21 protein-coding genes are annotated in these 23,244 nt (G+C 72.2%); 8 read left to right on the forward strand and 13 right to left on the reverse strand.

The window, feature by feature from the left end:
- Window positions 1–14: 14 nt before the first annotated feature.
- The gene (locus WAB15_RS17365; RefSeq protein WP_399149800.1) at window positions 15–836 is read right to left on the reverse strand and encodes a trans-aconitate 2-methyltransferase; all 822 of its coding nucleotides are present in this window, start codon (window positions 834–836) and stop codon (window positions 15–17) included.
- Between the two features lie 165 nt (window positions 837–1,001).
- On the opposite strand from WAB15_RS17365, the gene WAB15_RS17370 reads away from it, so the two are divergent.
- From WAB15_RS17370 to WAB15_RS17380, 3 genes are all read left to right on the forward strand, one after another.
- A complete protein-coding gene (locus tag WAB15_RS17370; protein WP_393487760.1) occupies window positions 1,002–1,499 on the forward strand; it encodes a MarR family winged helix-turn-helix transcriptional regulator in 498 nt (165 codons plus the stop codon).
- A 315-nt stretch (window positions 1,500–1,814) separates the two neighbouring features.
- Window positions 1,815–2,609: an SDR family NAD(P)-dependent oxidoreductase gene (locus WAB15_RS17375; RefSeq protein WP_407286807.1), complete on the forward strand. Its 795-nt coding sequence runs from the start codon at window positions 1,815–1,817 to the stop codon at window positions 2,607–2,609.
- 61 nt (window positions 2,610–2,670) lie between these two features.
- The gene (locus WAB15_RS17380; protein WP_407286808.1) at window positions 2,671–4,665 is read left to right on the forward strand and encodes a beta-galactosidase; all 1,995 of its coding nucleotides are present in this window, start codon (window positions 2,671–2,673) and stop codon (window positions 4,663–4,665) included.
- Between the two features lie 25 nt (window positions 4,666–4,690).
- On the opposite strand, the gene WAB15_RS17385 is transcribed toward WAB15_RS17380, so the two are convergent.
- From WAB15_RS17385 to galT, 4 genes are all read right to left on the reverse strand, one after another.
- Complete coding sequence (locus WAB15_RS17385; protein WP_399149803.1) at window positions 4,691–5,461, reverse strand: LuxR C-terminal-related transcriptional regulator; 771 nt, start codon at window positions 5,459–5,461, stop codon at window positions 4,691–4,693.
- 273 nt (window positions 5,462–5,734) lie between these two features.
- A complete protein-coding gene (gene galK / locus WAB15_RS17390) occupies window positions 5,735–6,904 on the reverse strand; it encodes a galactokinase (protein ID WP_407286809.1) in 1,170 nt (389 codons plus the stop codon).
- A gap of 55 nt (window positions 6,905–6,959) precedes the next feature.
- Window positions 6,960–7,934: a UDP-glucose 4-epimerase GalE gene (gene galE / locus WAB15_RS17395; RefSeq protein ID WP_407286810.1), complete on the reverse strand. Its 975-nt coding sequence runs from the start codon at window positions 7,932–7,934 to the stop codon at window positions 6,960–6,962.
- Complete coding sequence (galT, locus tag WAB15_RS17400; protein WP_399149806.1) at window positions 7,931–8,980, reverse strand: galactose-1-phosphate uridylyltransferase; 1,050 nt, start codon at window positions 8,978–8,980, stop codon at window positions 7,931–7,933. Before galT ends, galE begins: the two co-directional genes overlap by 4 nt.
- A gap of 233 nt (window positions 8,981–9,213) precedes the next feature.
- Here galT and WAB15_RS17405 point away from each other — a divergent pair, with 233 nt between their 5' ends.
- Both WAB15_RS17405 and WAB15_RS17410 read left to right on the forward strand, forming a co-directional pair.
- Window positions 9,214–10,893, forward strand: coding sequence for a sodium:solute symporter family protein (locus tag WAB15_RS17405; RefSeq protein ID WP_407286811.1), 1,680 nt, complete (start codon window positions 9,214–9,216; stop codon window positions 10,891–10,893).
- Between the two features lie 40 nt (window positions 10,894–10,933).
- On the forward strand, window positions 10,934–11,245 hold the full coding sequence (locus tag WAB15_RS17410) for a hypothetical protein (RefSeq protein ID WP_399149808.1): 312 nt from the start codon (window positions 10,934–10,936) through the stop codon (window positions 11,243–11,245).
- Between the two features lie 12 nt (window positions 11,246–11,257).
- On the opposite strand, the gene WAB15_RS17415 is transcribed toward WAB15_RS17410, so the two are convergent.
- Window positions 11,258–11,980, reverse strand: a complete 723-nt coding sequence (locus tag WAB15_RS17415) for a response regulator transcription factor (protein ID WP_407286812.1) — start codon at window positions 11,978–11,980, stop codon at window positions 11,258–11,260.
- A gap of 254 nt (window positions 11,981–12,234) precedes the next feature.
- Window positions 12,235–14,034 carry an ABC-F family ATP-binding cassette domain-containing protein gene (locus tag WAB15_RS17420; protein ID WP_407286813.1) on the reverse strand — a complete coding sequence of 600 codons (1,800 nt, stop codon included), beginning with the start codon at window positions 14,032–14,034 and terminating at the stop codon, window positions 12,235–12,237.
- Window positions 14,035–14,137: 103 nt separating this feature from the next.
- Between WAB15_RS17420 and WAB15_RS17425 the strand changes: the two genes are divergently transcribed.
- Window positions 14,138–14,902 carry an alpha/beta hydrolase gene (locus tag WAB15_RS17425; RefSeq protein WP_407286814.1) on the forward strand — a complete coding sequence of 255 codons (765 nt, stop codon included), beginning with the start codon at window positions 14,138–14,140 and terminating at the stop codon, window positions 14,900–14,902.
- Window positions 14,903–14,969: 67 nt separating this feature from the next.
- Window positions 14,970–15,557, forward strand: a complete 588-nt coding sequence (locus WAB15_RS17430) for a Uma2 family endonuclease (protein WP_407286815.1) — start codon at window positions 14,970–14,972, stop codon at window positions 15,555–15,557.
- Between the two features lie 74 nt (window positions 15,558–15,631).
- On the opposite strand, the gene WAB15_RS17435 is transcribed toward WAB15_RS17430, so the two are convergent.
- From WAB15_RS17435 to rsmI, 6 genes are all read right to left on the reverse strand, one after another.
- Window positions 15,632–16,531: a 4-(cytidine 5'-diphospho)-2-C-methyl-D-erythritol kinase gene (locus WAB15_RS17435; protein ID WP_407286816.1), complete on the reverse strand. Its 900-nt coding sequence runs from the start codon at window positions 16,529–16,531 to the stop codon at window positions 15,632–15,634.
- Window positions 16,528–17,406 carry a 16S rRNA (adenine(1518)-N(6)/adenine(1519)-N(6))-dimethyltransferase RsmA gene (gene rsmA, locus WAB15_RS17440; protein WP_399149813.1) on the reverse strand — a complete coding sequence of 293 codons (879 nt, stop codon included), beginning with the start codon at window positions 17,404–17,406 and terminating at the stop codon, window positions 16,528–16,530. Before rsmA ends, WAB15_RS17435 begins: the two co-directional genes overlap by 4 nt.
- 22 nt (window positions 17,407–17,428) lie before the next feature.
- Entirely contained in the window at window positions 17,429–18,583 is a 1,155-nt protein-coding gene (locus WAB15_RS17445) for a ubiquitin-like domain-containing protein (RefSeq protein ID WP_407286817.1), read from the reverse strand.
- 167 nt (window positions 18,584–18,750) lie between these two features.
- Window positions 18,751–19,626, reverse strand: a complete 876-nt coding sequence (locus WAB15_RS17450; protein WP_407286818.1) for a TatD family hydrolase — start codon at window positions 19,624–19,626, stop codon at window positions 18,751–18,753.
- A gap of 33 nt (window positions 19,627–19,659) precedes the next feature.
- Complete coding sequence (locus WAB15_RS17455) at window positions 19,660–20,118, reverse strand: hypothetical protein (RefSeq protein ID WP_399149816.1); 459 nt, start codon at window positions 20,116–20,118, stop codon at window positions 19,660–19,662.
- Between the two features lie 271 nt (window positions 20,119–20,389).
- Window positions 20,390–21,256, reverse strand: coding sequence for a 16S rRNA (cytidine(1402)-2'-O)-methyltransferase (gene rsmI, locus WAB15_RS17460; protein WP_399149817.1), 867 nt, complete (start codon window positions 21,254–21,256; stop codon window positions 20,390–20,392).
- 82 nt (window positions 21,257–21,338) lie between these two features.
- Here rsmI and WAB15_RS17465 point away from each other — a divergent pair, with 82 nt between their 5' ends.
- The gene (locus WAB15_RS17465; RefSeq protein ID WP_407286819.1) at window positions 21,339–23,078 is read left to right on the forward strand and encodes a dolichyl-phosphate-mannose--protein mannosyltransferase; all 1,740 of its coding nucleotides are present in this window, start codon (window positions 21,339–21,341) and stop codon (window positions 23,076–23,078) included.
- The last annotated feature ends 166 nt before the right edge of the window (window positions 23,079–23,244 follow it).

Consider the following 23,244-nt stretch of genomic DNA (forward strand, 5'->3'; position numbering starts at 1 on the left):
GGAGGGGCGGGGGGTCAGCCGGTCGACTTCTGGGCGACGGCGAAGATGCGGCGGAACGGGAAGACCGTGCCGTGCCGGCCCGTGGGGTAGGCCTTGCGGAGGGCGTCGCGGTATTCGGTGAGGAACGCCTCGCGGGCGAGCGGGTCGTCCTCCAGTTCCGTCAGGACGGGGCGCAGGGCGGTGCCCTTGACCCAGTCGAGGACCGGGTCGTCGCCTTCCAGGAGCTGGACGTAGGTCGTCTCCCACACATCGGCGGTGCAGCCGAGGTCGGTGAGGCGTTCGAGGTATTCGGCGGGCTCCAGGATGTGGACGAAGCGCCGGCCGTGGGTGGTGAGGCGCTCGCGCCACTGGGGGCTGTCGCACAGTTCGCCGAGCAGGGCGTGGCTGGGCGAGGTGAAGTTGCCGGGGACCTGGAAGGCGAAGGTGCCGCCGGGGGTGAGGGCGTCGACCCAGCGGGCGAAGGAGTCCGGGTGGTTGGGGACCCACTGCAGTGCCGCGTTGGAGACGATCAGGTCGTAGGGCTCGTCGGGAGCCCAGTCGGCGGCGTCGGCGGGCGCGAAGTCGAGGTGGCCGCCGCCCGGGGTGGGGCCGGCGTGGTTCTCGGCTTCCTTGAGCATCTCCGGGGAGTTGTCGTATCCGGTGATATGCGCGTCGGTCCAGCGGGTGGCGAGCTGGACGGTGACGTTGCCCGGTCCGCAGCCCAGGTCGGCGATCCGGGCGGGGCGTCCCTGCCGGGGGAGTTCCGGGATCCGCGCGAGCAGGTCGTGGAAGGGGCGGGTACGGTGCCCGGAGTGGCGGAGATATTGCTGCGGATCCCAGGTGGGCGCGTCGTGCATGTTCTGAACCCCTTTGCTGGTGCAGGGCTGACTCGAAGCTGGCACGGTCTGGTTCGGGCCGTCTCGGCTGGAAACCGAGCTCCCGCCGACGATGCCCCATAGTCCAGCGAAATATATCTTGACGTCAAGAGACTTCATGTCGACAGACCCTCTACACTGATCGTCATGGAGGACGAGGTCGACCGACTGGTCGCTGCATGGCGCCGTGAGCGCCCGGACCTCGACGTGGAACCGCTCGAGGTCCTCAGCCGCGTCTCCCGGCTGGCCAGACACCTCGACCGGGCCCGCCGCATGGCGTTCGCCGAGGTGGGGCTGGAGCCCTGGGAGTTCGACGTGCTGACCGCGCTGCGCCGGGCCGGGGCGCCGTATCAGCTCTCCCCCGGCGCGCTGCTGACGCAGACACTGGTCACGTCCGGGACGATGACCAACCGCATCGACCGGCTGGCCAAGAAGGACCTCGTCGAGCGGCTGCCGGACCCCAGCGACCGACGGGGAGTGCTGGTCAGGCTGACCGCCGAGGGCCGCGACAAGGCCGACCAGTCGCTGGCCGGACTGCTGGTCCAGGAGCGTGCGATTCTCGCCGAACTCTCCCGCCAGCAGCGCGGCGAACTGGCCGGACTGCTAAGGCGGTTGACGGGTCCGTTCGACAACACCCCCGGGTAGCGCGCGGCGGCGCGCGGGGCGGGCAAGGAGCGGTGGGCGGTGGCGCCCGGCAGCCTTCCGGGCCGGAGGTCCGCCAACTTTCCGAGGTGGGTGAGGGGCGCGCGCTCCCGGGCATACGGCGCGGGCGCTAGCGTCCGAGGTGGCAGAACCGGATGCACGCACCCCCGGGAGAGATCCACGACGGCGCGCGAGGGATTGCCGCGCGCCATATTTGACGGCGCGCAAGCATGTAACGCGCGCCCCTCGAATTGGCGTGCGCCCCTCTGATACCACGTCCCCTTGCCCCCCGCTCGCCTTGTGCACTTGGATCGCGCCATGAGCCAGCAGCGACCACCCCACCCGCCGAACGGCCCGTACGGCAGGCGGTTCGAGGGCCGTACGGTCCTGGTGACCGGGGCCGCCGCCGGGATCGGGGCGGCCACCGCCCACCGGCTGGCCGCCGAGGGCGCCGGCGTACTGCTGCTGGACATCGACGACGCCCGCGGCGAGCACCTCGCACGGCGCATCAGGGCGGCCGGCGGCCGGGCCTCGTACGAGCACTGCGATGTGGCGGACGAGGACCACTGGCGGCGGGCCGCGAAGGCCGCACGGCAGCGCTACGGACCGGTCGACGGACTGGTCAGCAACGCCTTCCTGCCCCATCTGGCGGCCGCCGACGCCACCTCGCTCGCGGACTGGGACCGCCAGCTCGCGGTGAACCTGACCGGCTCCTTCCTCGGCGTCCGCGCCACCCTTGAGGACCTGAGCGAACGCCATGGCGCGGTGGTGCTGACCTCGTCCGTGCACGCGCTGGTGGGCCTGCCGGGGCGGCCCGCGTACGCGGCGGCCAAGGCCGGGCTGACCGGACTGGGGCGGCAGTTGGCGGTCGAGTACGGGCCGCGGGTGCGGGTCAACAGCGTGCTGCCGGGCCCGGTGCTGACCGCGGCCTGGGACGGCATCGACGAGGAGCAGCGGCAGGCCAGCGCCGCGGAGACGGCGGCGCGGCGGCTGGGGCGGCCCGAGGAGGTCGCCGCCGCCATCGCCTTCCTGCTCTCCGACGAGGCGTCCTTCGTCACCGGCGCGAGCCTCGTCGTCGACGGCGGCTGGAGCGTGTACAAGAACTCGTCATGAGCGGGGTCCGCCGACGGCGGCCCGCGACGGCCCGTCCGAGCTTCGATCCGTAGGGGGATCCATGGGCATCCGATTCGGCGGCGACTACAACCCCGAGCAGTGGCCCGAGGAGGTGTGGGCCGAGGATCTGAAGCTGATGAAGGCGGCCCACGTCACCATGGTCACCGCCGGGATCTTCTCCTGGGCGAGGGTCGAACCCCGGCCCGGGCAGTGGGACTTCGGGTGGTTCGACCGGGTCATGGACAACCTGGCCGGCGCCGGTATCGACGTCTGCCTGGCGACGATGACCGCCTCACCGCCGCCCTGGCTCTCCCACGCGCACCCCGAGATCCTGCCCGAGGGCCCCGACGGGCAGCGCCGCTGGCCCGGCGGCCGGCAGCACTACTGCCCCTCCAGCCCCGTCTACCGCGCACATGCCGTACGCCTCGTCGAGCGGCTCGCCACCCGCTACGCCGACCACCCCGCGCTCGCCATGTGGCACATCGGCAACGAATACGGCTGCCACACCCGCCAGTGCTACTGCGCGGTGTCCGCCGACGACTTCCGGCGCTGGCTGCGCGAGCGCTACGGGAGCATCGAGGCGCTCAACGCCGCCTGGTCGACGGCCTTCTGGTCGCAGGGGTACGGCGACTTCGACGAGGTGCTGCCGCCCCGCACCGCGCCCACCTTCCCCAACCCCGCGCAGCAGCTGGACTATCTGCGCTTCGGCGACGAGGCGCTGCGCGCCTGCTACCTCGCCGAGAAGGCGGTGCTGGACCGGCTGACGCCCGAGGTCCCGGTCACCACCAACCTGATGCCGCAGCACAAGCCGGTCGACGCGTTCGCCTGGTCGGCGCACATGGACGCGATGGCACTGGACTTCTACCAGGACCCCTACGCCGACGACGACCACATCCGGGCCGGCTACGTCTTCGACCTGATGCGCTCGGCGCGCTCCGGGCAGCCCTGGCTGCTGCTCGAACAGGCGCCGAGCGCGGTCAACTGGCGGCCCCGCAACGGCCCCAAGCCGCCCGGCGCGATGCGGCTGTGGAGCTGGCAGGCCGTCGCCCAGGGCGCGGACGCGGTGCTGTTCTTCCAGTGGCGGCAGTCCCTGGGCGGCGCGGAGAAGTTCCACTCGGCGATGCTGCCGCACGGCGGGACCGACACCCGGATCTTTCGCGAAGTGACGGAGCTGGGACGGGAGTTGGCGTCGCTTCCGGGCATCGAGGGGACCCGGTCGCGGGCCGAGGTGGCGCTGCTGGCGGACTGGCACAGCTGGTGGGCGCTGGAGCTGGACTCCAAGCCGTCGACCGCGCTGGAGCACTCCCGGATCGCGCTGGAGCACTACCGGCCGCTGTTCGAGGCGGGCGTGGTCTGCGACGTGGTGCCGCCGCAGCGGGAGCTGTCCGGCTACCGGCTGGTCGTGGTGCCCAATCTGTATCTGCTGACCGCCCGCGACGCCGAGCGGCTGACGGCCTATGTGCAGGGCGGCGGCCGGCTGGTGGTGTCGTTCTTCTCCGGGATCGTCGACGAGCACGACCGGGTGCACCCCGGCGCCGCTCCGGCGCCGCTGCGGGAGCTGCTGGGGCTGCGGGTGGAGGAGTTCTGGCCGCTGGACGAGGGCCGTACGGTGGGGGTCGGGGGAGGGGCCTACGCGGGGCGGGCCGACCTGTGGTCGGAGGCCATCGACCTCGAAGGGGCCGAGGCGCTCGCCCGCTTCACGGACGGGGACCTCGCCGGGCGGCCCGCGCTGACCCGGCACGCCTACGGGCGGGGCACCGTCTGGTACCTCGGCACCCGGCCCGAACCGGCGCTGATGCGGGCGCTGCTGGACGACGTCCGCCGGGAGGCGGGTGCGGCGCCCGTGGTGCCGGGGCTGCCGGCCGGCGTCCAGGCCACCGTCCGCGAGGGCGCCGGCGGACGGTATCTGTTCCTGCTCAACCACGGCGCGGCCGCCGTGGAGGTGGGGCTGCCGGAGCCGATGCGCGAGGCGCCGGCGGCGGACGGCACGCGGTCCGCCGCCGTCGACCGGGTCACGCTGGCGGCCCGGGGCGTGGCCGTGCTGACCGACGGGTGAGGCCGCGCCCCGCCGCGCCGCGGTCTCAGGGCACCGGCACCGAGGTCGCCGCCGCCTCCAGCTCGACCGGGCCCACGCCGGCCCGGCGGGCCAGCGCCACCGCCGCGAGGGTCGAGTGCACACCGAGCTTGCCGAGCACGTTCTGCATATGGGTGCGGACCGTGTGCGGGGAGAGGAACAGCCGCTCGGCGACCGCCTTGCGCCCCAGGCCCGCCACCATGCAGCGCAGCACCTCGCGCTCACGCGGCGTCAGCGACTCCACCAGCCGCTCGCTCTCCGAGCGGTGCTTGCGGGCGGCGGTCAGCTCGCGCAGCACTCCCGTCAGCAGGGCCGGCGGCAGATGCGTTTCATCACGCAGTACGCCGCGGATCACGGCGAGCAGCCGGGAGAGCGAGCAGTCCTTGGCGACCCAGCCCGAGGCGCCGGCCTGGAGGGCGGCGGCCGCCCGGCGCGGGTCGTCGCGGTCGGCGAGGACGACCGTGCGCAGATACGGGTGGCTGGTGCGCAGGCCGGAGACGAGCGCGATGCCGTCGCGCGGGCAGCTGCGCGGGACCGCGTCGCGGGCCGGTCCGGGCACTTGGGCGGGCACGGCCAGGAGCGGCGCGGCGAGGTCGGCGTCGGCCAGCACCACGTCGAACCGGCGGCCTTCGGTGGCCGCCCGGTCCAGATTGCGCAGGGCCGCGGGCGCGCTGCCGGCGGCCGCGACGTCCACGTCCTGTTCCGCGGCGAGCGCGGCCGCCAGGGATTCGGCGAAGATGCGGTGGTCGTCGACCACCAGAACCCGGATGCGTTGCACAGAGACCCCCTGTCTCGGTGAACGGACCATAGCGGGCACGACGCCCGGATTGAAGATCGCCTCATCCGCACGGCCGCTGCCGTGCGGGCATGACTACCCCCACCCGGGGCGCCGTACCCGAAACGGTCTCGCCCCCCTGATCGACACCGGCCCCCACCGGTGCAGGATCTCAGAGTACGGACAGGGTGCGACAAGGGAAGGTGATTGGCCAAACTGCTCCCGCTCCCGGGCCGTTTGGCCGCCGCCCGGTGGCCGCACGCCGTCCAGCGCGCCCTACTCGATGCGGCGCGCTCCCGCGCTCGGGACGGCCTCGAAGATCCGCGGCGCGGTGTGCCCGGCGGCCGCGAACGCCTCGGTGACGGCCGCGCCGACGGCCGCCGCGGCCGCCTCCTCGACCAGCACGATCGCCGAGCCGCCGAATCCGCCGCCGGTCATCCGGGCCCCGAGGGCGCCGGCGGCGTTGGCGGTGTCGACGGCGAGGTCGAGTTCGCGGCAGGAGATCTTGAAGTCGTCGCGGAGCGAGGCGTGGCCGGCCGTCAGCAGCGGCCCGATGGCGCGGGTGCGGCCCGCGTCCAGGCAGGCGACGACCGCTTCGACGCGCTGGTTCTCGGTGACGATATGGCGTACGAGGGCCTGGACGGTGGGCTCGTCGGCCAGTTTCGCCAGCGCCTCGGGCAGTTGTCCGCGGGGCACATCACGCAGTGCGCGCACCCCGAGCGCCCGCGCACCACGCTCGCAGCCAGCGCGCCGCTCGGCGTACGCGCCGTCGCCCAGCTCGTGCTTGACCCGGGTGTCGACCACCATCAGGCGCAGCCCCTCCCCCGCCAGGTCGAAGGGGACCTGGCGCCGGGTGAGGTCACGGGTGTCCAGGAACAGCGCGTGTCCCTCGGTGCAGCAGGCCGCGGCGGTCTGGTCCATGATCCCGCAGGGGACGCCGACGAAGGCGTTCTCGGCCCGCTGGGCGAGCCGGGCCTGGTCCTGTGGGGGCAGGTCCAGGCCGTAGAGGTCGCTGAGCGCGAGGACGGTGGCGACCTCCAGGGCGGCGGACGAGGAGAGCCCGGCGCCGGTGGGCACCGTGCTGTCGTAGTGCAGGTCCGCGCCGCCGACCGGCAGGCCCTCCTCGCGCATCGCCCAGACGACACCCGCCGGATAGGCCGCCCAGCCCGCCTGGGGAGCCGGGCGCAGCTCGTCGATCCGCAGCTCGACGACCCCGCCGTCGGCGCCGCCGGAGTGCAGCCGCAGCACCCCGTCGGTGCGGGGCGAGGCGGCGGCGAGGGTGGTGTGCGGCAGGGCCAGCGGCATCACGAAGCCGTCGTTGTAGTCGGTGTGTTCACCGATCAGGTTGACGCGGCCGGGGGCGGCCCAGACCCCCTCGGGCTCCGCCCCGTATGCCTCGCCGAACGCCACCGCCGTCCGGGGTGCGCCGTGTGCCGTCTGTGTCACGTGGAACCTTCGTCCTTTCTGGCTGCTGTCGGGGCTTTGCCCCGCGCCCCGGTCCTCAGTCGCCGGAGGTGCTGGAGTTCGCCTGCGCGAACGCCCAGGCGTCCGCGACGATCCCGGCGAGGTCGGCGCGGCTGGGCCGCCAGCCGAGCCGGTCGACGGCGGTCTGCGCGGAGGCCACCAGGACGGCGGGGTCGCCGCCGCGGCGCGGGGCGGTGATCTCGGGGATGGGGTGGCCGGTGACCTTGCGGACGGTCTCGATGACCTCGCGGACCGAGAAGCCGTTGCCGTTGCCGAGGTTGCAGATCAGGTGCTCGCCGGCGGTGGCGGCGTCCAGTGCCAGCAGGTGCGCCTCGGCCAGGTCCGCGACGTGGATGTAGTCGCGCACGCAGGTGCCGTCGGGGGTGGGGTAGTCGTCGCCGAAGACGGAGATCGCCTCGCGCCTGCCCTGGGCGACCTGGAGGACGAGGGGGATCAGGTGCGACTCGGGGTCGTGGCGCTCGCCGCAGCTGCCGTAGGCGCCGGCGACGTTGAAGTAGCGCAGCGAGACGGCGGCCAGGCCGTGTGCCGCGGCCTCGCCGCTGATCATGTGGTCGACGGCGAGCTTGCTCGCGCCGTACGGCGAGGTCGGGGCGGTCGGGTCGGTCTCGGTGATCGGGGTGCTCACCGGCTCGCCGTAGGTCGCCGCGGTGGAGGAGAACACCAGTGTGCGGACGTCGGCGTCGCGCATGGCGGCGAGCAGGTCCATAGTGCCGCCGACGTTGTTGCACCAGTACTTCTCGGGGTGGGTGACGGACTCGCCGACCTGCGAGAACGCGGCGAAGTGCAGCACCGCGTCGAAGGAGGCGTCGAGCCACTTGGCGGCGTCCTGGATGCGGCCCTCGATGAAGTGCGCGCCCTCGGGGACGCCCACGCGGTGCCCGGTGGACAGGTCGTCCAGCACGGTCACCTCGTGGCCGGCCTCCAGAAGATGCGCGGCGACGACGCTGCCGACATATCCCGCCCCACCCGTGACCAGGTACTTCTTGCTCACTCGCTCGCTACCTCTCGCAGTCGCTCGGCCGCGGCTTCCGGCGGCACGTCGTTGATGAACACGTTCATGCCGGATTCGGAACCCGCGAGGAACTTCAGCTTGCCGGAAGTGCGGCGAATGGTGAAAAGCTCGAGGTGGAGTGCGAAGTCCTCGCGCGCCTCGGCGTGCAGGGGCGCCTGGTGCCAGGCGGCGATGTACGGCGTCGGTGCACCGCCGTCCGCGGTGTCGAAGATCCGGTCGAAGCGCCGCAAGACTTCCAGATAGACCTGTGGGAACTCCGTGCGCGCGGCCTCGTCGAGGGCGAGCAGGTCGGGGACCCGGCGCTTGGGGTAGAGGTGCACCTCGTAGGGCCAGTGGGCGGCGTACGGCACGAAGACCACCCAGTGCTCGCCTTCGAGGACGATGCGGCGGCCGTCGGCGAGCTCCTCGGCGAGGACGTCGTCGAAGAGGTTGCCGCCGGTGACCTCGCGGTGGTCGGCGAGCGCGCGCAGCATCCGCTCGGTGCGTGGGGTGGTGAAGGGGTAGGCGTAGATCTGGCCGTGCGGGTGGCCGAGTGTGACGCCGATCTCCGCGCCGCGGTTCTCGAAGCAGAAGACCTGTTCCACGCCCGGGAGTTGGGAGAGCTCGGCGGTGCGGTCGGTCCAGGCCGCCAGGACCAGGGCGGCCTGCTCCTCGGTGAGGTCGGCGAAGGAGGCGTCGTGGTCGGAGGTGAAGCAGACGACCTCGCAGCGGCCGCTGCCGCCGGCGAGGGAGGGGAAGCGGTTCTCGAAGACCGCGACGTCGTAGTCGGCGGCGGGGATCTCGGAGTGCCGGCCGTCGCGGGAGGGGCACAGCGGGCACTCGTCGGCCGGGGGGTGGTAGGTGCGGGCCTGGCGGTGGGAGGCGATGGCGACGAAGTCGCCGAGGAGGCGGTCGTGACGGATCTCGGAGGAGGTGGCGACGGGGTCGAGAGGGCGCCGGTCGACGGTGTCGCGTACGGCGTCGTCGCGCGAGTCGTAGTAGATGAGCTCCCGTCCGTCCGCGAGCCGGGTCGTCGTCTTCTTCACCGGGGAGCTCCTCACACACCACACGCCGACCAAACACAAACAAACACAATGAAGCACAACTAAACAGTTGCGTCAACGCGGGCCCGGCGCGGCCCGCAGCCCGCACCGCACCGGGGCATACCGCCCCTGCCCATCACGATCCAACAACTCAACCGAACAAAAGTATTCAGTTTCTGACCGCCCGGGCGTAGCTTTCTGTGCGTTCCGGTCGCGCAAAGAAGCGAGTACCCAACATGATCACCCTGGCCGAAGGGCTACGGCTGCCCACCAACGGGCTCGACTACACGATCCTGGCCCTCTACTTCGTCGTCGTCCTCGGCATCGGATTCGCCGCCAAGCGCAGCGTGAAGACGAGCCTGGACTTCTTCCTCTCCGGGCGGTCGCTGCCCGCCTGGGTCACCGGCCTGGCGTTCGTCGCCGCCAACCTCGGCGCCACCGAGATCCTCGGTATGGCCGCCAACGGCGCGCAGTACGGGGCCTACACCGTCCACTGGTACTGGATCGGCGCCATCCCCGCCATGGTCTTCCTCGGCCTGGTGATGATGCCCTTCTACTACGGCTCCAAGGTCCGCTCGGTGCCCGAGTTCCTGCTGCACCGCTTCGGCCCCTCCTCGCACCTGCTGTCGTCGGTCATCTTCGCCGTCTCCTCGGTGCTGATCGCGGGCGTGAACCTGTACGCCATGGCGATCGTGCTGGAAGCGCTGCTGGGCTGGCCCGAGTGGGTCGCGATCGTCGTCGCCGGCTTCTTCGTCCTGGCGTACATCACCATCGGCGGGCTGTCCTCGGCGATCTACAACGAGGTGCTGCAGTTCTTCGTCATCCTCGCCGCGCTGATCCCGCTGACCGTCGTCGGCCTCAAGCGCGTCGGCGGCTGGGACGGGCTGACCGACTCGTTGACCTCCTCGCACGGCGACGCGTTCCTGACCGCCTGGAAGGGCACCGGCATCGGCGAGGGCAACCCGCTCGGCGCGAACTGGCTCACCATCGTCCTCGGCCTCGGCTTCGTGATGAGCTTCGGCTACTGGACCACCAACTTCGCCGAGGTGCAGCGCGCGCTGTCCGCGAAGAACCTCTCCGCCGCCAGGCGCACCCCGCTGATCGCCGCCTTCCCCAAGATCTTCATACCCATGGTGGTGGTCGTCCCCGGTCTGATCGCACTGGTCATGGAGCCGACGCTGGGCAAGGCTGATCCTTCGACGGGTGGGCTCCAGTACAACGACGCCATCCCGGTGCTGATGCGCGACCTGCTGCCCAACGGCGTCCTCGGCATCGCGGTGACCGGCCTGCTCGCCGCGTTCATGGCCGGTATGGCCGCCAACGTGTCGTCCTTCAACACGGTCTTCACCAACGACATCTGGGCCGCGTACCTCAAGAAGGGCCGCGAGGACGGGTACTACCTCAAGACCGGACGGGTGGTCACCGCGGTCGGCGTGCTGATCGGCATGGGCACCGCCTTCATCGCCGCGTCCTTCAGCAACATCATGAACTACCTCCAGACGCTGTTCTCCTTCTTCAACGTGCCCCTGTTCGTCGTCTTCATCATCGGCATGTTCTGGAAGCGGACCAGCGCCGCGGCCGGCTTCTGGGGACTGCTCTCGGGAACCGCTGCCGCGATGGTCAACTACTTCTGGCTCTACAAGCAGGGCGTCATCTCGATCCCCTCCGACCAGGGCGCCAACTTCGTCTCCTCGATCGTCGCCTTCGTCGTCGGCGCGCTGGTGATGTTCGTGGTCACCCTGGTCACCAAGCCCAAGACCGCCGAGTCGCTGGCCGGCCTGGTCTACGGCACCAGGTCCCCCGGCATGGCGGAGCTGCCGGCCGAGGGCGACGACGCCTGGTACCGCAAGCCGGCCCTGCTGGGCTGGGGTGCGATCGTCCTGGCCGCCGTCTGCTACGTCCCGTTCTCCTTCTAAAAGCCGCCCGCACCTGTCCCCACAGCGGAGTTGACCCACCATGAGTGACTACCAGCACGAGGTCGAGGAGCTGGAGCGCGAATCGGCGACCGCCGCGCGGCTCTTCGACGTACGGCGCATCATCGGCGGCCTGTTCGTCGTCTACGGCGTGATCGTCACCATCGCCGGACTGACCGCCAGCGACGCGGACCTCAGGAAGGCCCAGGACATCAACATCAACCTCTGGACCGGCCTGGGCATGCTCGCCCTCGGCCTGTTCTTCCTCGTCTGGCTGAAGCTGCGCCCGGCCGTCCCGCCGGCCGCGGCCGAGTCGGCGGACGGCACCGGGAGCGAGGCCCCTTCGAAAGGCTGAGCCGAGCTGCCGTCACCGCGGCGGCGGGACCTGATCACCGGCTCCCGCCGCCGTCGCCGAGGCGCCGCGGCCGCCGCCCGCCCGGTCCAGCAGCCCGGTGCGCGCCGCCAGCGCGGCGGCCTCCAGCCGGGAGCCCACCTCCAGCTTCATCAGCACCCGTTGGACGTGCGTACGCGCGGTACTCGGCGCGATGTCCATCCCGGCCGCGATCAGCCGGGTGTCCTCGCCCTCCGCGACCCGCATCAGCACTTCCACCTCGCGCGGGGTGAGCAGCTCCAGCAGCCGCGCGCCCTCGTCGTCCGGCTGGGCGGCGGGGTGCAGCAGCTCCTCGAAGGCCTGCTGGAGCAGCTGCGGCGAGACCGCCGTCTCCCCCGCCCGCGCCTTCATCATGGCGCGCTCCACGCCCTCGATCCGCTCGTCGTTGCGCACATACCCCGAGGCGCCGGCCGCGAAGGCGGCGGCGATCCCGCGCGGGCTGGGCACCGGCCCCAGCACCACCACCGCGACCTGCGGCCGCTCCTTCTTGATCCGCACCACCGGGTCGAAGGCGCCCGGCTCCGCCGGCTGGGCGCATCCCAGCAGGCACACCTCGGGCGCCCGGCTCACCACCAGGTCCGCGGCCCCGGCGCTCGGCGCGGCGGCGGCCAGCACACGGTGCCCGCGCAGCTTCAGCGCCGAGGCGAGCGCCTCCGCGAGCAGACGGTGATCGTCGACCACCATGAGCCGCACGCCCATCGAGCAACCCCTCCACTTCGGCGGCCCCGGCGCGGCCCCCGCCGGGCCGCTCGTCCCCGGGAAGCTACACGCTCAGATCGCCGCGCGCGCCCCCTACCGGGGAGAAGACCCCCGGAATGCTGGAATCCCGGCCAATCGGGGCCGATTGCCGCCGTCGTCGGCCACTTTCGGGCCGCCACCGGCCGCGCCCGGGACGCCATCGGCCGCGTTCCGGGGACCTTCTACGCGGAGACCCTCCTGCGCGCAGCGCGCCCCTAAGCGTCCTCCGCCAGCTCCAGCCAGCGCATCTCCAACTCGTCCCGCTCGGCGGTCAGTTCGCGCAGTCGGGCGTCGAGTTCGGCGACCTTCTCGAAGTCGGTGGCGTTCTCGGCGATCTGGGTGTGGAGCTTCGCCTCCTTGTCGCCGATCTTGTCCAACTGGCGCTCGATCTTCTGCAGTTCCTTCTGGGCGGCGCGGTTGACGGCGGCGGCCTTCTTGGGGGCCGCGGCCTGCGGGGCGGGCGAGGGGGTGGCGGCCTCGATGACCTTCTGGCGGCGTTCGAGGTACTCGTCCAGGCCGCGCGGGAGCATCCGGAGGGTGGCATCGCCCAGCAGGGCCTGGACCCGGTCGGTGGTGCGCTCGATGAAGTAGCGGTCGTGGCTGATGACGATGAGGGAGCCGGGCCAGCCGTCGAGCAGGTCCTCCAGCTGCGTCAGGGTCTCGATGTCGAGGTCGTTGGTCGGCTCGTCCAGGAAGAGCACGTTCGGCTCGTCCATCAGCAGCCGCAGGATCTGCAGCCGGCGCCGCTCACCGCCGGAGAGGTCGCCGACCGGCGTCCACTGCTTCTCCTTCGTGAACCCGAACTTCTCGCAGAGCTGGCCGGCGGTCATCTCCCGGCCCTTGCCCAGGTCGACGCGCTCGCGCACCCGCTGGACGGCCTCCAGCACCCGCCAGTCGGGGTCGAGTTCGGACACCTCCTGGGAGAGGTAGGCGAGCTTGACGGTCTTGCCGACGGTGATGCGGCCGCCGGCGGGCTGCGCGTCGCCCTGGGTGCGGGCCGCCTCGGTCAGCGCCCGCAGCAGCGAGGTCTTGCCGGCGCCGTTGACGCCGACCAGGCCGATCCGGTCGCCCGGGCCCAGCTGCCAGGTGAGGTGCTTGAGCAGGACCTTGGGGCCGGCCTGTACGGTCACGTCCTCCAGGTCGAAGACCGTCTTGCCCAGGCGGGAGTTGGCGAACTTCATCAGCTCGGCGCTGTCGCGCGGCGGCGGGACGTCCGCGATCAGTTCGTTGGCGGCCTCGATGCGGAAGCGGGGCTTGCTCGTACGGGCCGGAGCGCCGCGCCGCAGCCACGCCAGCTCCTTGCGCATCAGGTTCTGCCGCTTGACCTCCTCGGTGGCGGCGATCCGCTCCCGTTCGGCCCGCGCGAAGACGTAGTCGCTGTAGCCGCCCTCGTACTCGTGCACATCACCGCGCTGGACGTCCCACATCCGCGTGCAGACCTGGTCGAGGAACCAGCGGTCGTGGGTGACGACGACGAGGGCGGAGCGGCAGGCCTGCAGATGCCGCGCCAGCCAGGAGATGCCCTCGACGTCGAGGTGGTTGGTGGGCTCGTCGAGGACGATCAGGTCCGGCTCGGCGATCAGCAGCTTGGCCAGCGCGATGCGGCGGCGCTCACCGCCGGACAGCGGGCCGATGACGGTGTCCAGGCCCTGGGTGAAGCCGGGCATGTGCAGATCGCCGAAGAGGCCGGTCAGCACATCTCGGATCTTGGCGTTGCCGGCCCACTCGTGGTCGGCGAGGTCGCCGATGACCTCGTGCCGGATGGTGGCGGCCGGGTCGAGGGAGTCGTGCTGGGTCAGCACGCCCAGGCGCAGATGCCCGACATGGGTGACCCGGCCCTCGTCCGGGCCCTCCAGCTTGGCGAGGATCCGGATCAGGGTGGTCTTGCCGTCTCCATTGCGTCCGACGACGCCGATCCGGTCCCCTTCGTTGACGCCGAGGGAGACACCGTCGAGCAGCGAACGCAGCGCGTACGCCTTGCTGACGGCTTCCAGATTGACGAGGTTGACGGCCATCTCACTCCTGCGCTTCGGGTCGATCGACCTTCCCAGCGTAGTCGGCGTGCACAAACCCCCGGTCCGGAGCCGATCTCCCCGCCCGTTGGCTAGCGTGATCACCATGACATCCGACACGGGCACGGCGGTGGAGACGGAAAACGGGCTGGTCTACGGCCCCAGCGGCAAGCGACTGGACCTCTACCGCCCGGCGGGGGCACCGGGCCCGGTGCCGACCGTCCTGCTGTGGCACGGCGCCGGCCCCGACGAACGGGACGTCCTCGCCCCTCTGGCGCGCACCGCGGCGGCACGCGGCCTGCTGGTCCTCGTACCGGACTGGCGCCCGGACGCCGCGGACGGCGGCCGCGCACATCTGCTGGAGTCGCTCTGCTTCGTCCGCAAGGAGGCGGGCGGGCTGGGCGGCGACGGGGAATCGTTCGCGCTGGCCGGGTGGTCGGCGGGCGCCGGAGCCACCTTGGGCGTCGCCCTGCGGCCCGAGGTCGCCGACGGCTGGCGGCCGAGCGCGGTGGTGGGCCTCGCGGGCCGCTACGACCTGCCGGCCCGCACCACCGGCACCGCCCCGCTGACCGACCTCGCCGCGGGCCTGGACCCGGCCGTCCCCGTCCACCTCGTCCACGGCAGCCGGGACGCGGTCCTCGACGCCCGGCACTCCCGCGACCTGGCGGAGGCCCTGCGCGCCGCGGGCCGTCCCGTGACGCTCCGGGAACCGGCCACCGACCACGCGGGCGTGATCATGACCGAGTTCGACCCGGCGGTGAACCGCTGCGTTCCGACCGGCGCCGGGCATGCGGTGGCGGCGGGGCGGCTGGTGGCGGGGGTGCTGACCGAGGCTGCCGGAGGCGCGGCGCGCGCTGGTCACTCTTTGTGATGACGTGATCGGGATGCGGCCGCTACCGTGGAGGGCAGGCAGCAGGATCCCGTCCGTGGGAGGAACCATGACCGCCGAGTCCGCAGAGCACCACTGGCCGGTGCCGCCTCCGGACGGCTACACCGTGGACGACCTGTTCACACTGCCGGATCTCCCGCCGCACACGGAGCTGATCGACGGGAGCCTCGTTTTCGTGAGTCCCCAGCGAGACTTTCACAGCGTCGTGATCGACCTGCTGGTCAACGGCCTGCGCTCCACCGCGCCGCCCGAGCTGAAAGTGCGGCGGGAGATGACGGTAGTCATCGACAAGCGCAACGGTCCCGAGCCAGACGTCTCAGTCGTGCGCGCCGAAGCTGTCACCGGCCGACGGCAGACCCGCTACGCGGCAGCCGACATCCTCCTTGCCATCGAGGTCGTCTCACCGGACTCGGAAGCCCGTGATCGCGACGCCAAGCCGCACAAGTACGCCGCGGCGGGCATCCCCCACTTCTGGCTGGTCGAGATGGCGGGCCAGGACGACGCCCCGGTCGTCCAGGTCTACGAACGCGGCGAGGCCACCGGCACGTACGCGCTGACCGGCATCTACCACGACCGCGTCAAGGTCAGCGCGCCCTACCCCATCGACATCGACCTGACCGCCGTCGACGAGCTGTAGCCGGTCCTCAGGTCATCGTCGCCGACGGCCGCCCCGGCGCTGACGACGTCAGATCCGGGGCGTGCGGAAGGGCCCTACAGGACCGTCGCCCCCGCCGCCGGGGCCTGCGCCACGCGGGTCTGGCGGCAGGTGCCCGACCTCAGCAGGGCCGCTGCCACCTCCGCTGCCGACTCCGGATCCTTGGCCAGGAACGCCGTGGTCGGGCCCGAGCCGGAGACCAGTGCGGCCAGTGCGCCGGCGGCGGTGCCGGCTTCCAGGGTGGCGGCGAGGTCCGGGCGCAGGGAGAGCGCGGCGGGCTGGAGGTCGTTGGTGAGGGCGGCGGCGAGCGCGGTGGCGTCACCGGCTTCCAGGGCGGCGAGCAGCTCGGGGGACGCCGTCGGCTCGGGCACGTCGGTGACCGCGGTCAGGCGGTCGAACTCGCGGTAGACGGCCGGGGTGGACAGGCCGCCGTCGGCGACCGCGAAGACCCAGTGGAAGGCGCCGCCGACGGGGAGCGGGGTCAGCAGCTCGCCGCGGCCCTGGCCCAGGGCCGCGCCGCCGACCAGGCTGAAGGGTACGTCGCTGCCCAACTCGGCGCAGATGTCGAGGAGTTCGGTGCGGGAGGCGCCGGTGGACCAGAGGGTGTCGCAGGCCAGCAGGGCGCCGGCGGCGTCCGCGCTGCCGCCGGCCATACCGCCGGCGACGGGGATGTCCTTGACGATGTGGAGGTGGACGTCGGGCTCGATGCCGTGGCGGGCGGCGAGCAGCTCGGCGGCGCGGGCCGCCAGATTCGTCCGGTCCAGCGGGATCCGGTCGACGTCGTGGCCCTCGGCGGTGATCCGCAGGGTGTCCGCCGGGGTGGCGGTGACCTCGTCGTAGAGGCCGACGGCGAGGAAGACGTTGGCCAGGTCGTGGAAGCCGTCCGGGCGGGCGGCGCCGACCGCCAGCTGGACGTTGACCTTCGCGGGTACGCGTACCGTCACCGACGCCGTCACTTTCCCGCCTCCCGGTTCTCCGCGATACGGGCGAATTCCTCGACGGTCAGCGCCTCGCCACGGGCCTGCGGGGAGACTCCGGCGGCGAGCAGTGCGGCCTCGGCCGCGGCGGCCGAGCCGGCCCACCCCGACAGCGCGGCCCGCAGCGTCTTGCGGCGCTGGGCGAACGCGGCGTCGACGACGGCGAAGACCGCGTCGCGGGAAGCGGTCGTCTCGATCGGCTTGTCGCGGCGTACCAGGGAGACCAGGCCGGAGTCGACGTTGGGGGCGGGCCAGAACACGTTGCGGCCGATGGCGCCGGCCCGCTTGACCTCGGCGTACCAGTTGGCCTTGACCGAGGGCACGCCGTAGACCTTGTTGCCGGGGCGGGCGGCGAGGCGGTCGGCCACCTCGGCCTGGACCATGACCAGGGTGCGGTCGATGGAGGGGAAGGTCGCGAGCATGTGCAGCAGCACGGGGACCGCGACGTTGTAGGGGAGGTTGGCGACCAGCGCGGTGGGCGCGGGGCCGGGCAGCTCGGTGACGTGCATGGCGTCGCTGTGCACCAGCGCGAACCGGTCGGCGCGGTCGGGCATCCGGGCCGCGACGGTGGACGGCAGCGCGGCGGCCAGCACCTCGTCGATCTCGACGGCGGTGACCCGGTCGGCGACCTCCAGCAGCGCCAGCGTCAGCGAGCCCAGGCCCGGGCCGATCTCGACGACGACGTCATCGTCCCGGACGTCGGCGGTCCGCACGATACGGCGGACGGTGTTCGCGTCGATGACGAAGTTCTGGCCGCGCTGCTTGGTGGGGCGTACGCCCAGCGTGGCGGCCAGCTCACGGATGTCGGCGGGGCCCAGGAGGGGGCCGGAATCGTCGGTGCTGCTCTTGCTCATGCCAGGGCCTCGCTGCGCTCGTTCACCCGTGAAGCTTACGGCCGCAGAGCGGCCACGGGCTCGCCCCCCGGCTGACGTAGAGCTTCTTGGCCCGGAAGGTCTGCTCCTGCGCCGGGGCGTCCTGGGGGCGGCCGCTGCCGCCGAGGGCGTGCCAGGTGCCGACGTCGAACTGGTAGAGCCCGCCGTAGGTGCCCGAGGCGTCGACGGCGTCCGGCCGGCCGCCCGCCTCGCACTGGGCCAGCGCGTCCCAGGCGAGGTGGTCGGCGCCGCTTACCGAGTCGGGCAGCTCCTTGGTGCCGATGTGCACGATCTGCGGGCGGGGGGCGCGCACGACCTCGGCGTGTGTCCGCTTCGGCTTCTGTTTGACTCCGTTGATGGTGCGCAGCCGGTAGGTGACCCGCCGGACCCCGGGCCGCCCCTGCCGGACGACGGCTTCGGTGCCGCGAGTCAGCGAGGGGTCGACCCGCTTGACCGTGCGGAAGGCGATGGGCTCCTCGCGGACCTTCTTGGAGCCGGTGATGCGCAGGACGGAGACGGTCTGGCCCTCGCGCGGGAAGCTGTCCGGCGGCACCGAGGTGGTGTCCTGGTCGCGCAGTGCGAGTCCGGCCTCCGCCAGGGCCTCGCGGACGGTGGCGGCGTTGGTGCGCACCCGGTGTTCGCGGCCGTCGGCGACGAAGACCACGGAGCGTTCGGTGCGGACCGCCAGCTCCATGCCGTGCCGCTCGATGCGCCGGGAGCGGGAGGCCGACAGATGGGCGCCCTCGGCGCGCACGCCGAGCTGGCGGAGCGCGCCGTCGACGGTCTCCTCGGTGGTCCACACCTGGTGGCGCTGTCCGTCGACGGTGAGGACGACCGGCCGGCCGTGCCGGACGTGGATCTCGTCGCCGCTGGTCAGCTCGGTGCCGGGGGCGGGGGCGACGATGTCGTGGGCGCCGATGTCGAGCTGTTCGTCGGCCAGCAGGTCGTCGACGTCGTCGGCGAAGGTGTGCAGGGTGCGGGGGGCGCCGTCGACGCTGAGCCGGACCGCCTTGTCGTGCGCGATGAAGGCGGTGGTGCCGCCGGCGAGGAAGGCCACGACCAGGGCCCTGGGCAGTACCCGGCGCAGCGCATCGGGGGGTTCGGCGCGGCGCCTGCGACGGCCGCGCGCGGCGCGGTGGCTGCTTGGTGACTGACTCACGGCGCGCTCCACATGCCCGGATGCGGTTGACGGCCGGAATGTAGCGGAGAGTCGGTGACTCTCCAAAGTCGATCAGTTACGTGAAGTAGTCAATTCGGGGTACCCCGATTGGCTTTGTGCCGGGGCCGGCGGGCCGTCGGGAGCCGCGCGGCCCGACCCGTCTGGGCTCAGTAGCCGAAGGCGCGCGCGGTGTTCGCGGCGATCGCGGTGGCCAGTGCGTCCTCCGTCATCCCCTTGACCTCGGCCATCGCCCGCAGGGTGACCGGAATGAGGTACGGGGCGTTGGCCCGTCCGCGGTACGGCGCGGGGGTGAGGAAGGGGGCGTCGGTCTCGACGAGGACCAGTTCGGGCGGGGCGACGGCGAGCGCGTCCCGCAGCGGCTGGGCGTTTTTGAAGGTGACGTTGCCGGCGAAGGACATGAAGTAGCCGGCCGCGGCGCAGACCTCGGCCATCGCGGCGTCGCCGGAGTAGCAGTGGAAGACGGTCCGCTCGGGGGCGCCCTCCTCGCGCAGGATCCGCAGCACGTCGTCGTGCGCCTCGCGGTCGTGGATGACCAGGGCCTTGCCGTGCCGCTTGGCGATCTCGATGTGGGCGCGGAAGGACCGCTCCTGGGCGGCCATGCCTTCGGGGCCGGTGCGGAAGTAGTCCAGGCCGGTCTCGCCGACGCCGCGGACCTGCGGCAGCCCGGCCAGCTCGTCGATCTCGGCGAGCGCGGCGTCCAGGGAGCCGTCCCCGCCGGCCTCGCGGGCGCCCTGCCGCGACCAGCCGTCGGGGTCGCCCAGGACGATGCGGGGCGCTTCGTTGGGGTGCAGCGCGACGGTGGCGTGCACGGCCTCGTGGGCCGCGGCGGTTTCCGCGGCCCACCGCGAACCGGCCAGGTCGCAACCCACCTGGACGACGGTGGTCACCCCGACGGAGGCGGCCTTGGCGAGGGCGTCCTCGACGGTGGCGTCCTGCATGTCCAGGTGGGTGTGGGAGTCCGCGACCGCCACCCGAAGGGGTTCGGGCAGCGGCGGCGGGGTGTTCTTGTCCTGCGGGGCCATGGCCGCGATCCTACGAGGGCCGCGGCCGGGGCCTCACCTGCGGTGGTGCTGGAAGGGGTGCAGCAGGTCGGAGAGGTGCCAGTGGTGCCGGCCGGTCTCCGGGGCGTCCTCGGCGGTGCTGCCGGTGCGCTCCTTGGGGATCGCCTTCTTCTTCCCGTTCTTCTCGCCGGCGGGCTGGCGCTGGTGCATGTGCGCGATCGCGTCGGAGACCATCGACACCTGGCCGGAGCGCATGATGCGTACGACGTTGGTTCCGCAGTTCAGGCAGGTGGGGCGGGTCAGCGGGGAGGGCACCCGCTCGCCGTCCGCGTAGTAGACGACGTGCTGTTCGCCCTTGCCGTCGATCTGGTGGACTATCTCGTACGCCTGCTCCCAGCCGTACCCGCACTTCATGCAGGCGAAGGAGTAGGCCTCGTGCGCTGCGGGCTCGGGCCTGGGGGCGGGGTGGACTCCGCTGGCGGGGGTACCAGTGGTCTTCACGATCTCGCTCATGCCGAAACCTCGCTTCGCTCGGCCTCGCACTCGCTCGGCGCGCACCTCTGGATGATTCGCTCTCTACGCTCGCTCATTGCGCTCCTCTTGTCCGCTGGACAAGGCGTCCGGGAACCGTTCGTCCCACCCCCAGTGGACGCCTTTCCCGGCCGAAACGCATCGGATCACGGACCCTATTGGCCCAGATTTGGCAGTAGGCATATAAAAGGTCCGAGCGCGCCGCCCTTCGCTTTACCTTTCAGGGCAGCCATTTACCTTCCGAAGGGTCGGTTCACCCCTCCGATGTGGGCGTTTTCATAGCGTTCTTCGCCGCGACCACCGCATCGAAGACCTCCCGCTTGGGCAGCCCGGCCTCCGCGGCGACCGCCGCGATGGCCTCCTTGCGCCGCTCCCCGGCCTCCTCGCGCACCCGCACCCGGCGCACCAGCTCCCCGGCGTCGAGCTCCTCGGGCCCGCTCTCGGGGGCGCCCTCCACGACGATGGTGATCTCGCCGCGTACACCCTCGGCGGCCCAGGCCGCCAGCTCGCCCAGCGGGCCGCGCTTGACCTCCTCGTAGGTCTTGGTCAGTTCGCGGCAGACCGCGGCGCGGCGCTCGGCGCCGAAGATCTCGGCCATCGCGGCGAGGGTGTCGTCCAGCCGGTGCGGCGCCTCGAAGTAGACCAGGGTGCGCCGCTCGCCTTCGACCTCGCGCAGCCGGGAGCGCCGCTCGCCGGCCTTGCGGGGCAGGAAGCCCTCGAAGCAGAAGCGGTCCACCGGCAGGCCGGAGACGGCCAGCGCGGTGAGCACCGCGCTGGGGCCCGGTACGGCGGTCACCTTGATGCCGCGTTCGACGGCCGCGGCGACCAGGCGGTAGCCGGGGTCGGAGACCGAGGGCATACCGGCGTCGGTGACCAGCAGCACCCGTGCGCCGCCGGACAGCGCATCGGCCAGCTCGGGTGTCCGGGCCGCCTCGTTGCCCTCGAAGTACGACACGATCCGGCCGGACGGCGTCACCTCCAGCGCCTGGGTCAGCCGGCGCAGCCGGCGGGTGTCCTCGGCGGCGATCACGTCGGCGGCGGCCAGTTCGGTGGCGAGCCGCGGCGGCGCGTCCGCGATCTCTCCGATGGGCGTCCCTGCAAGTACCAGCGTTCCAGTCACCCGCCCATCCTCCCAGGACGTGGCGGACCGGTCGGCATCCCCGGGTGGCGCTCCGCACCGGTCCACAGGGCCCTTCCCTACGATGGGCCGGGTGACGAGTGACACCACCGCGACCGACGCCGCCGCGCACCGCGCCCCGGAGCCGGCCCAGGCGCCCCCCGTGTGGCAGCGGCGGCTGCGCCGCTTCGGGTATCCGGCCCGCCCGCAGGCCGACGTCCGGACCCGGCTGGTGCCCGGCTTCCCGGAGCCGAGCGGCCGGATGTGGGCGGTGTTCGGCGCGGGCCCGGCCGCCGCGGCCAGGCTCACCCGCTGGGCGGGCTGGGCCGGTCCGCTGCTGGTGGCGCTGGTCGCGGGGGGCTTGCGGTTCTGGAACCTGGGCAGCCCGCGGAAGGTGATATTCGACGAGACGTACTACCCCAAGGACGCCTGGTCGCTGCTGCAGTACGGCTACGAGGGCACCTGGGCCAAGACCGCCAACGACGCGCTGGTCGCCCATCCGCCGGAGATCATGCTCTCGCCGGAGCACTCCTATGTCGTGCACCCGCCGATGGGCAAGTGGCTGATCGCGGTCGGCGAGTGGGCGTTCGGGATGAACCCGTTCGGCTGGCGGTTCACGGTGGCGCTGCTGGGCACCTTGTCGGTGCTGCTGATCTGCCGTATCGGGCGGCGGCTGATGCGGTCCACGGCGCTGGGTTGCCTGGCGGGGGCGCTGCTCGCGGTGGACGGGCTGCACTTCGTCATGAGCCGCACCGCCCTGCTCGATCTGATCGTGATGTTCTGGGTGGTGGCCGCGTTCGGCTGCCTGCTGGTGGACCGGGACCGCAGCCGGGGCCGGCTGGCGGCGGCGCTGCCGCTCGGACCGGACGGTGTGGCGCGCCCGGACGACGCCGTCGGTGACCGGCTGCGGCTGGGGTGGCGGCCCTGGCGGATCGCGGCCGGCCTGTGCCTGGGCCTGTCCGCCGCCACGAAGTGGAACGGTCTGTACTTCCTCGCGGCGTTCGCCCTGATGTCGGTGCTGTGGGACGTCGCGGCCCGGCGGACGGCCGGCGCCCGCCACCCCTTCCGTTCGGCGCTGCGCCGCGACGTCCTGCCCGCGTTCGGCTCGACGGTCGTGGTCGCCCTGGCCACCTACCTCGCATCGTGGTCGGGCTGGATCGCCACCAAGGGCGGCTACTACCGCGACTGGGCGACCTCCCCCGAGGGCCGGCTGGGCGGCTGGACCTGGCTGCCGGACTGGCTGCGCAGCCTGTGGCACTACCAGACCGAGGTCTACAACTTCCACACCGGACTGACCACCCCGCACACCTACCAGTCCAACCCCTTCAGCTGGCTGGTCCTGGGCCGCCCGGTGTCGTACTTCTACGAGGACCCCAAGGCCGGCCAGGACGGCTGCACCGCGGCCGAGGGCTGTGCCCGCGAGGTGCTGGCGCTGGGCACCCCGCTGCTGTGGTGGGCGGCCTGCTTCGCGCTCCTCTATGTGCTCTACCGCTGGCTGTTCAAGCGGGACTGGCGGGCCGGCGCCATCGCCTGCGGCGTCGCGGCCGGCTATCTGCCCTGGTTCCTGTACCAGGAGCGGACGATCTTCCTCTTCTACGCGGTGGTGTTCGTCCCGTTCCTGTGTCTGGCGCTGGCGATGATGATCGGCGCGATCATCGGCCCGCCGGGTTCGACGGAGCGCCGCCGCACGATCGGCGCGGTGGGCGCCGGCGTCCTGGCGCTCCTGATCGTCTGGAACTTCATCTACTTCTACCCGCTTTATACGGGTATGCCGATCCCCAAGTCGGCCTGGCATCAGCGGATGTGGTTCGACAGCTGGGTCTGAGCGGAGGGCCGCGCGGGGCCCGGTGAGGGCCCCGGGAAGAGTTCGACAATTCTGTAACAGACCTACAACAGCGCGTCACCGGACCGTGCCCGGATCGAGACTCGGCGATTTCCCCGTGTCCCTTAGAGTGCGATGCACGTTCTTGTGTGCGTATTCAAGGACGAGA

The organism is Streptomyces sirii, assembly GCF_045690365.1.
GTDB lineage: Bacteria > Actinomycetota > Actinomycetes > Streptomycetales > Streptomycetaceae > Streptomyces > Streptomyces sirii.

Coding starts and splice junctions, on each gene's coding strand:
- WAB15_RS17365 (WP_399149800.1), bottom strand. CDS start 836: ATGCACGACGCGCCCACCTGGGATCCGCAGCAATATCTCCGCCACTCC.
- WAB15_RS17370 (WP_393487760.1), top strand. CDS start 1,002: ATGGAGGACGAGGTCGACCGACTGGTCGCTGCATGGCGCCGTGAGCGC.
- WAB15_RS17375 (WP_407286807.1), top strand. CDS start 1,815: ATGAGCCAGCAGCGACCACCCCACCCGCCGAACGGCCCGTACGGCAGG.
- WAB15_RS17380 (WP_407286808.1), top strand. CDS start 2,671: ATGGGCATCCGATTCGGCGGCGACTACAACCCCGAGCAGTGGCCCGAG.
- WAB15_RS17405 (WP_407286811.1), top strand. CDS start 9,214: ATGATCACCCTGGCCGAAGGGCTACGGCTGCCCACCAACGGGCTCGAC.
- WAB15_RS17410 (WP_399149808.1), top strand. CDS start 10,934: ATGAGTGACTACCAGCACGAGGTCGAGGAGCTGGAGCGCGAATCGGCG.
- WAB15_RS17415 (WP_407286812.1), bottom strand. CDS start 11,980: ATGGGCGTGCGGCTCATGGTGGTCGACGATCACCGTCTGCTCGCGGAG.
- WAB15_RS17420 (WP_407286813.1), bottom strand. CDS start 14,034: ATGGCCGTCAACCTCGTCAATCTGGAAGCCGTCAGCAAGGCGTACGCG.
- WAB15_RS17425 (WP_407286814.1), top strand. CDS start 14,138: ATGACATCCGACACGGGCACGGCGGTGGAGACGGAAAACGGGCTGGTC.
- WAB15_RS17430 (WP_407286815.1), top strand. CDS start 14,970: ATGACCGCCGAGTCCGCAGAGCACCACTGGCCGGTGCCGCCTCCGGAC.
- rsmA (WP_399149813.1), bottom strand. CDS start 17,406: ATGAGCAAGAGCAGCACCGACGATTCCGGCCCCCTCCTGGGCCCCGCC.
- WAB15_RS17450 (WP_407286818.1), bottom strand. CDS start 19,626: ATGGCCCCGCAGGACAAGAACACCCCGCCGCCGCTGCCCGAACCCCTT.
- WAB15_RS17455 (WP_399149816.1), bottom strand. CDS start 20,118: ATGAGCGAGATCGTGAAGACCACTGGTACCCCCGCCAGCGGAGTCCAC.
- WAB15_RS17465 (WP_407286819.1), top strand. CDS start 21,339: ATGGGCCGGGTGACGAGTGACACCACCGCGACCGACGCCGCCGCGCAC.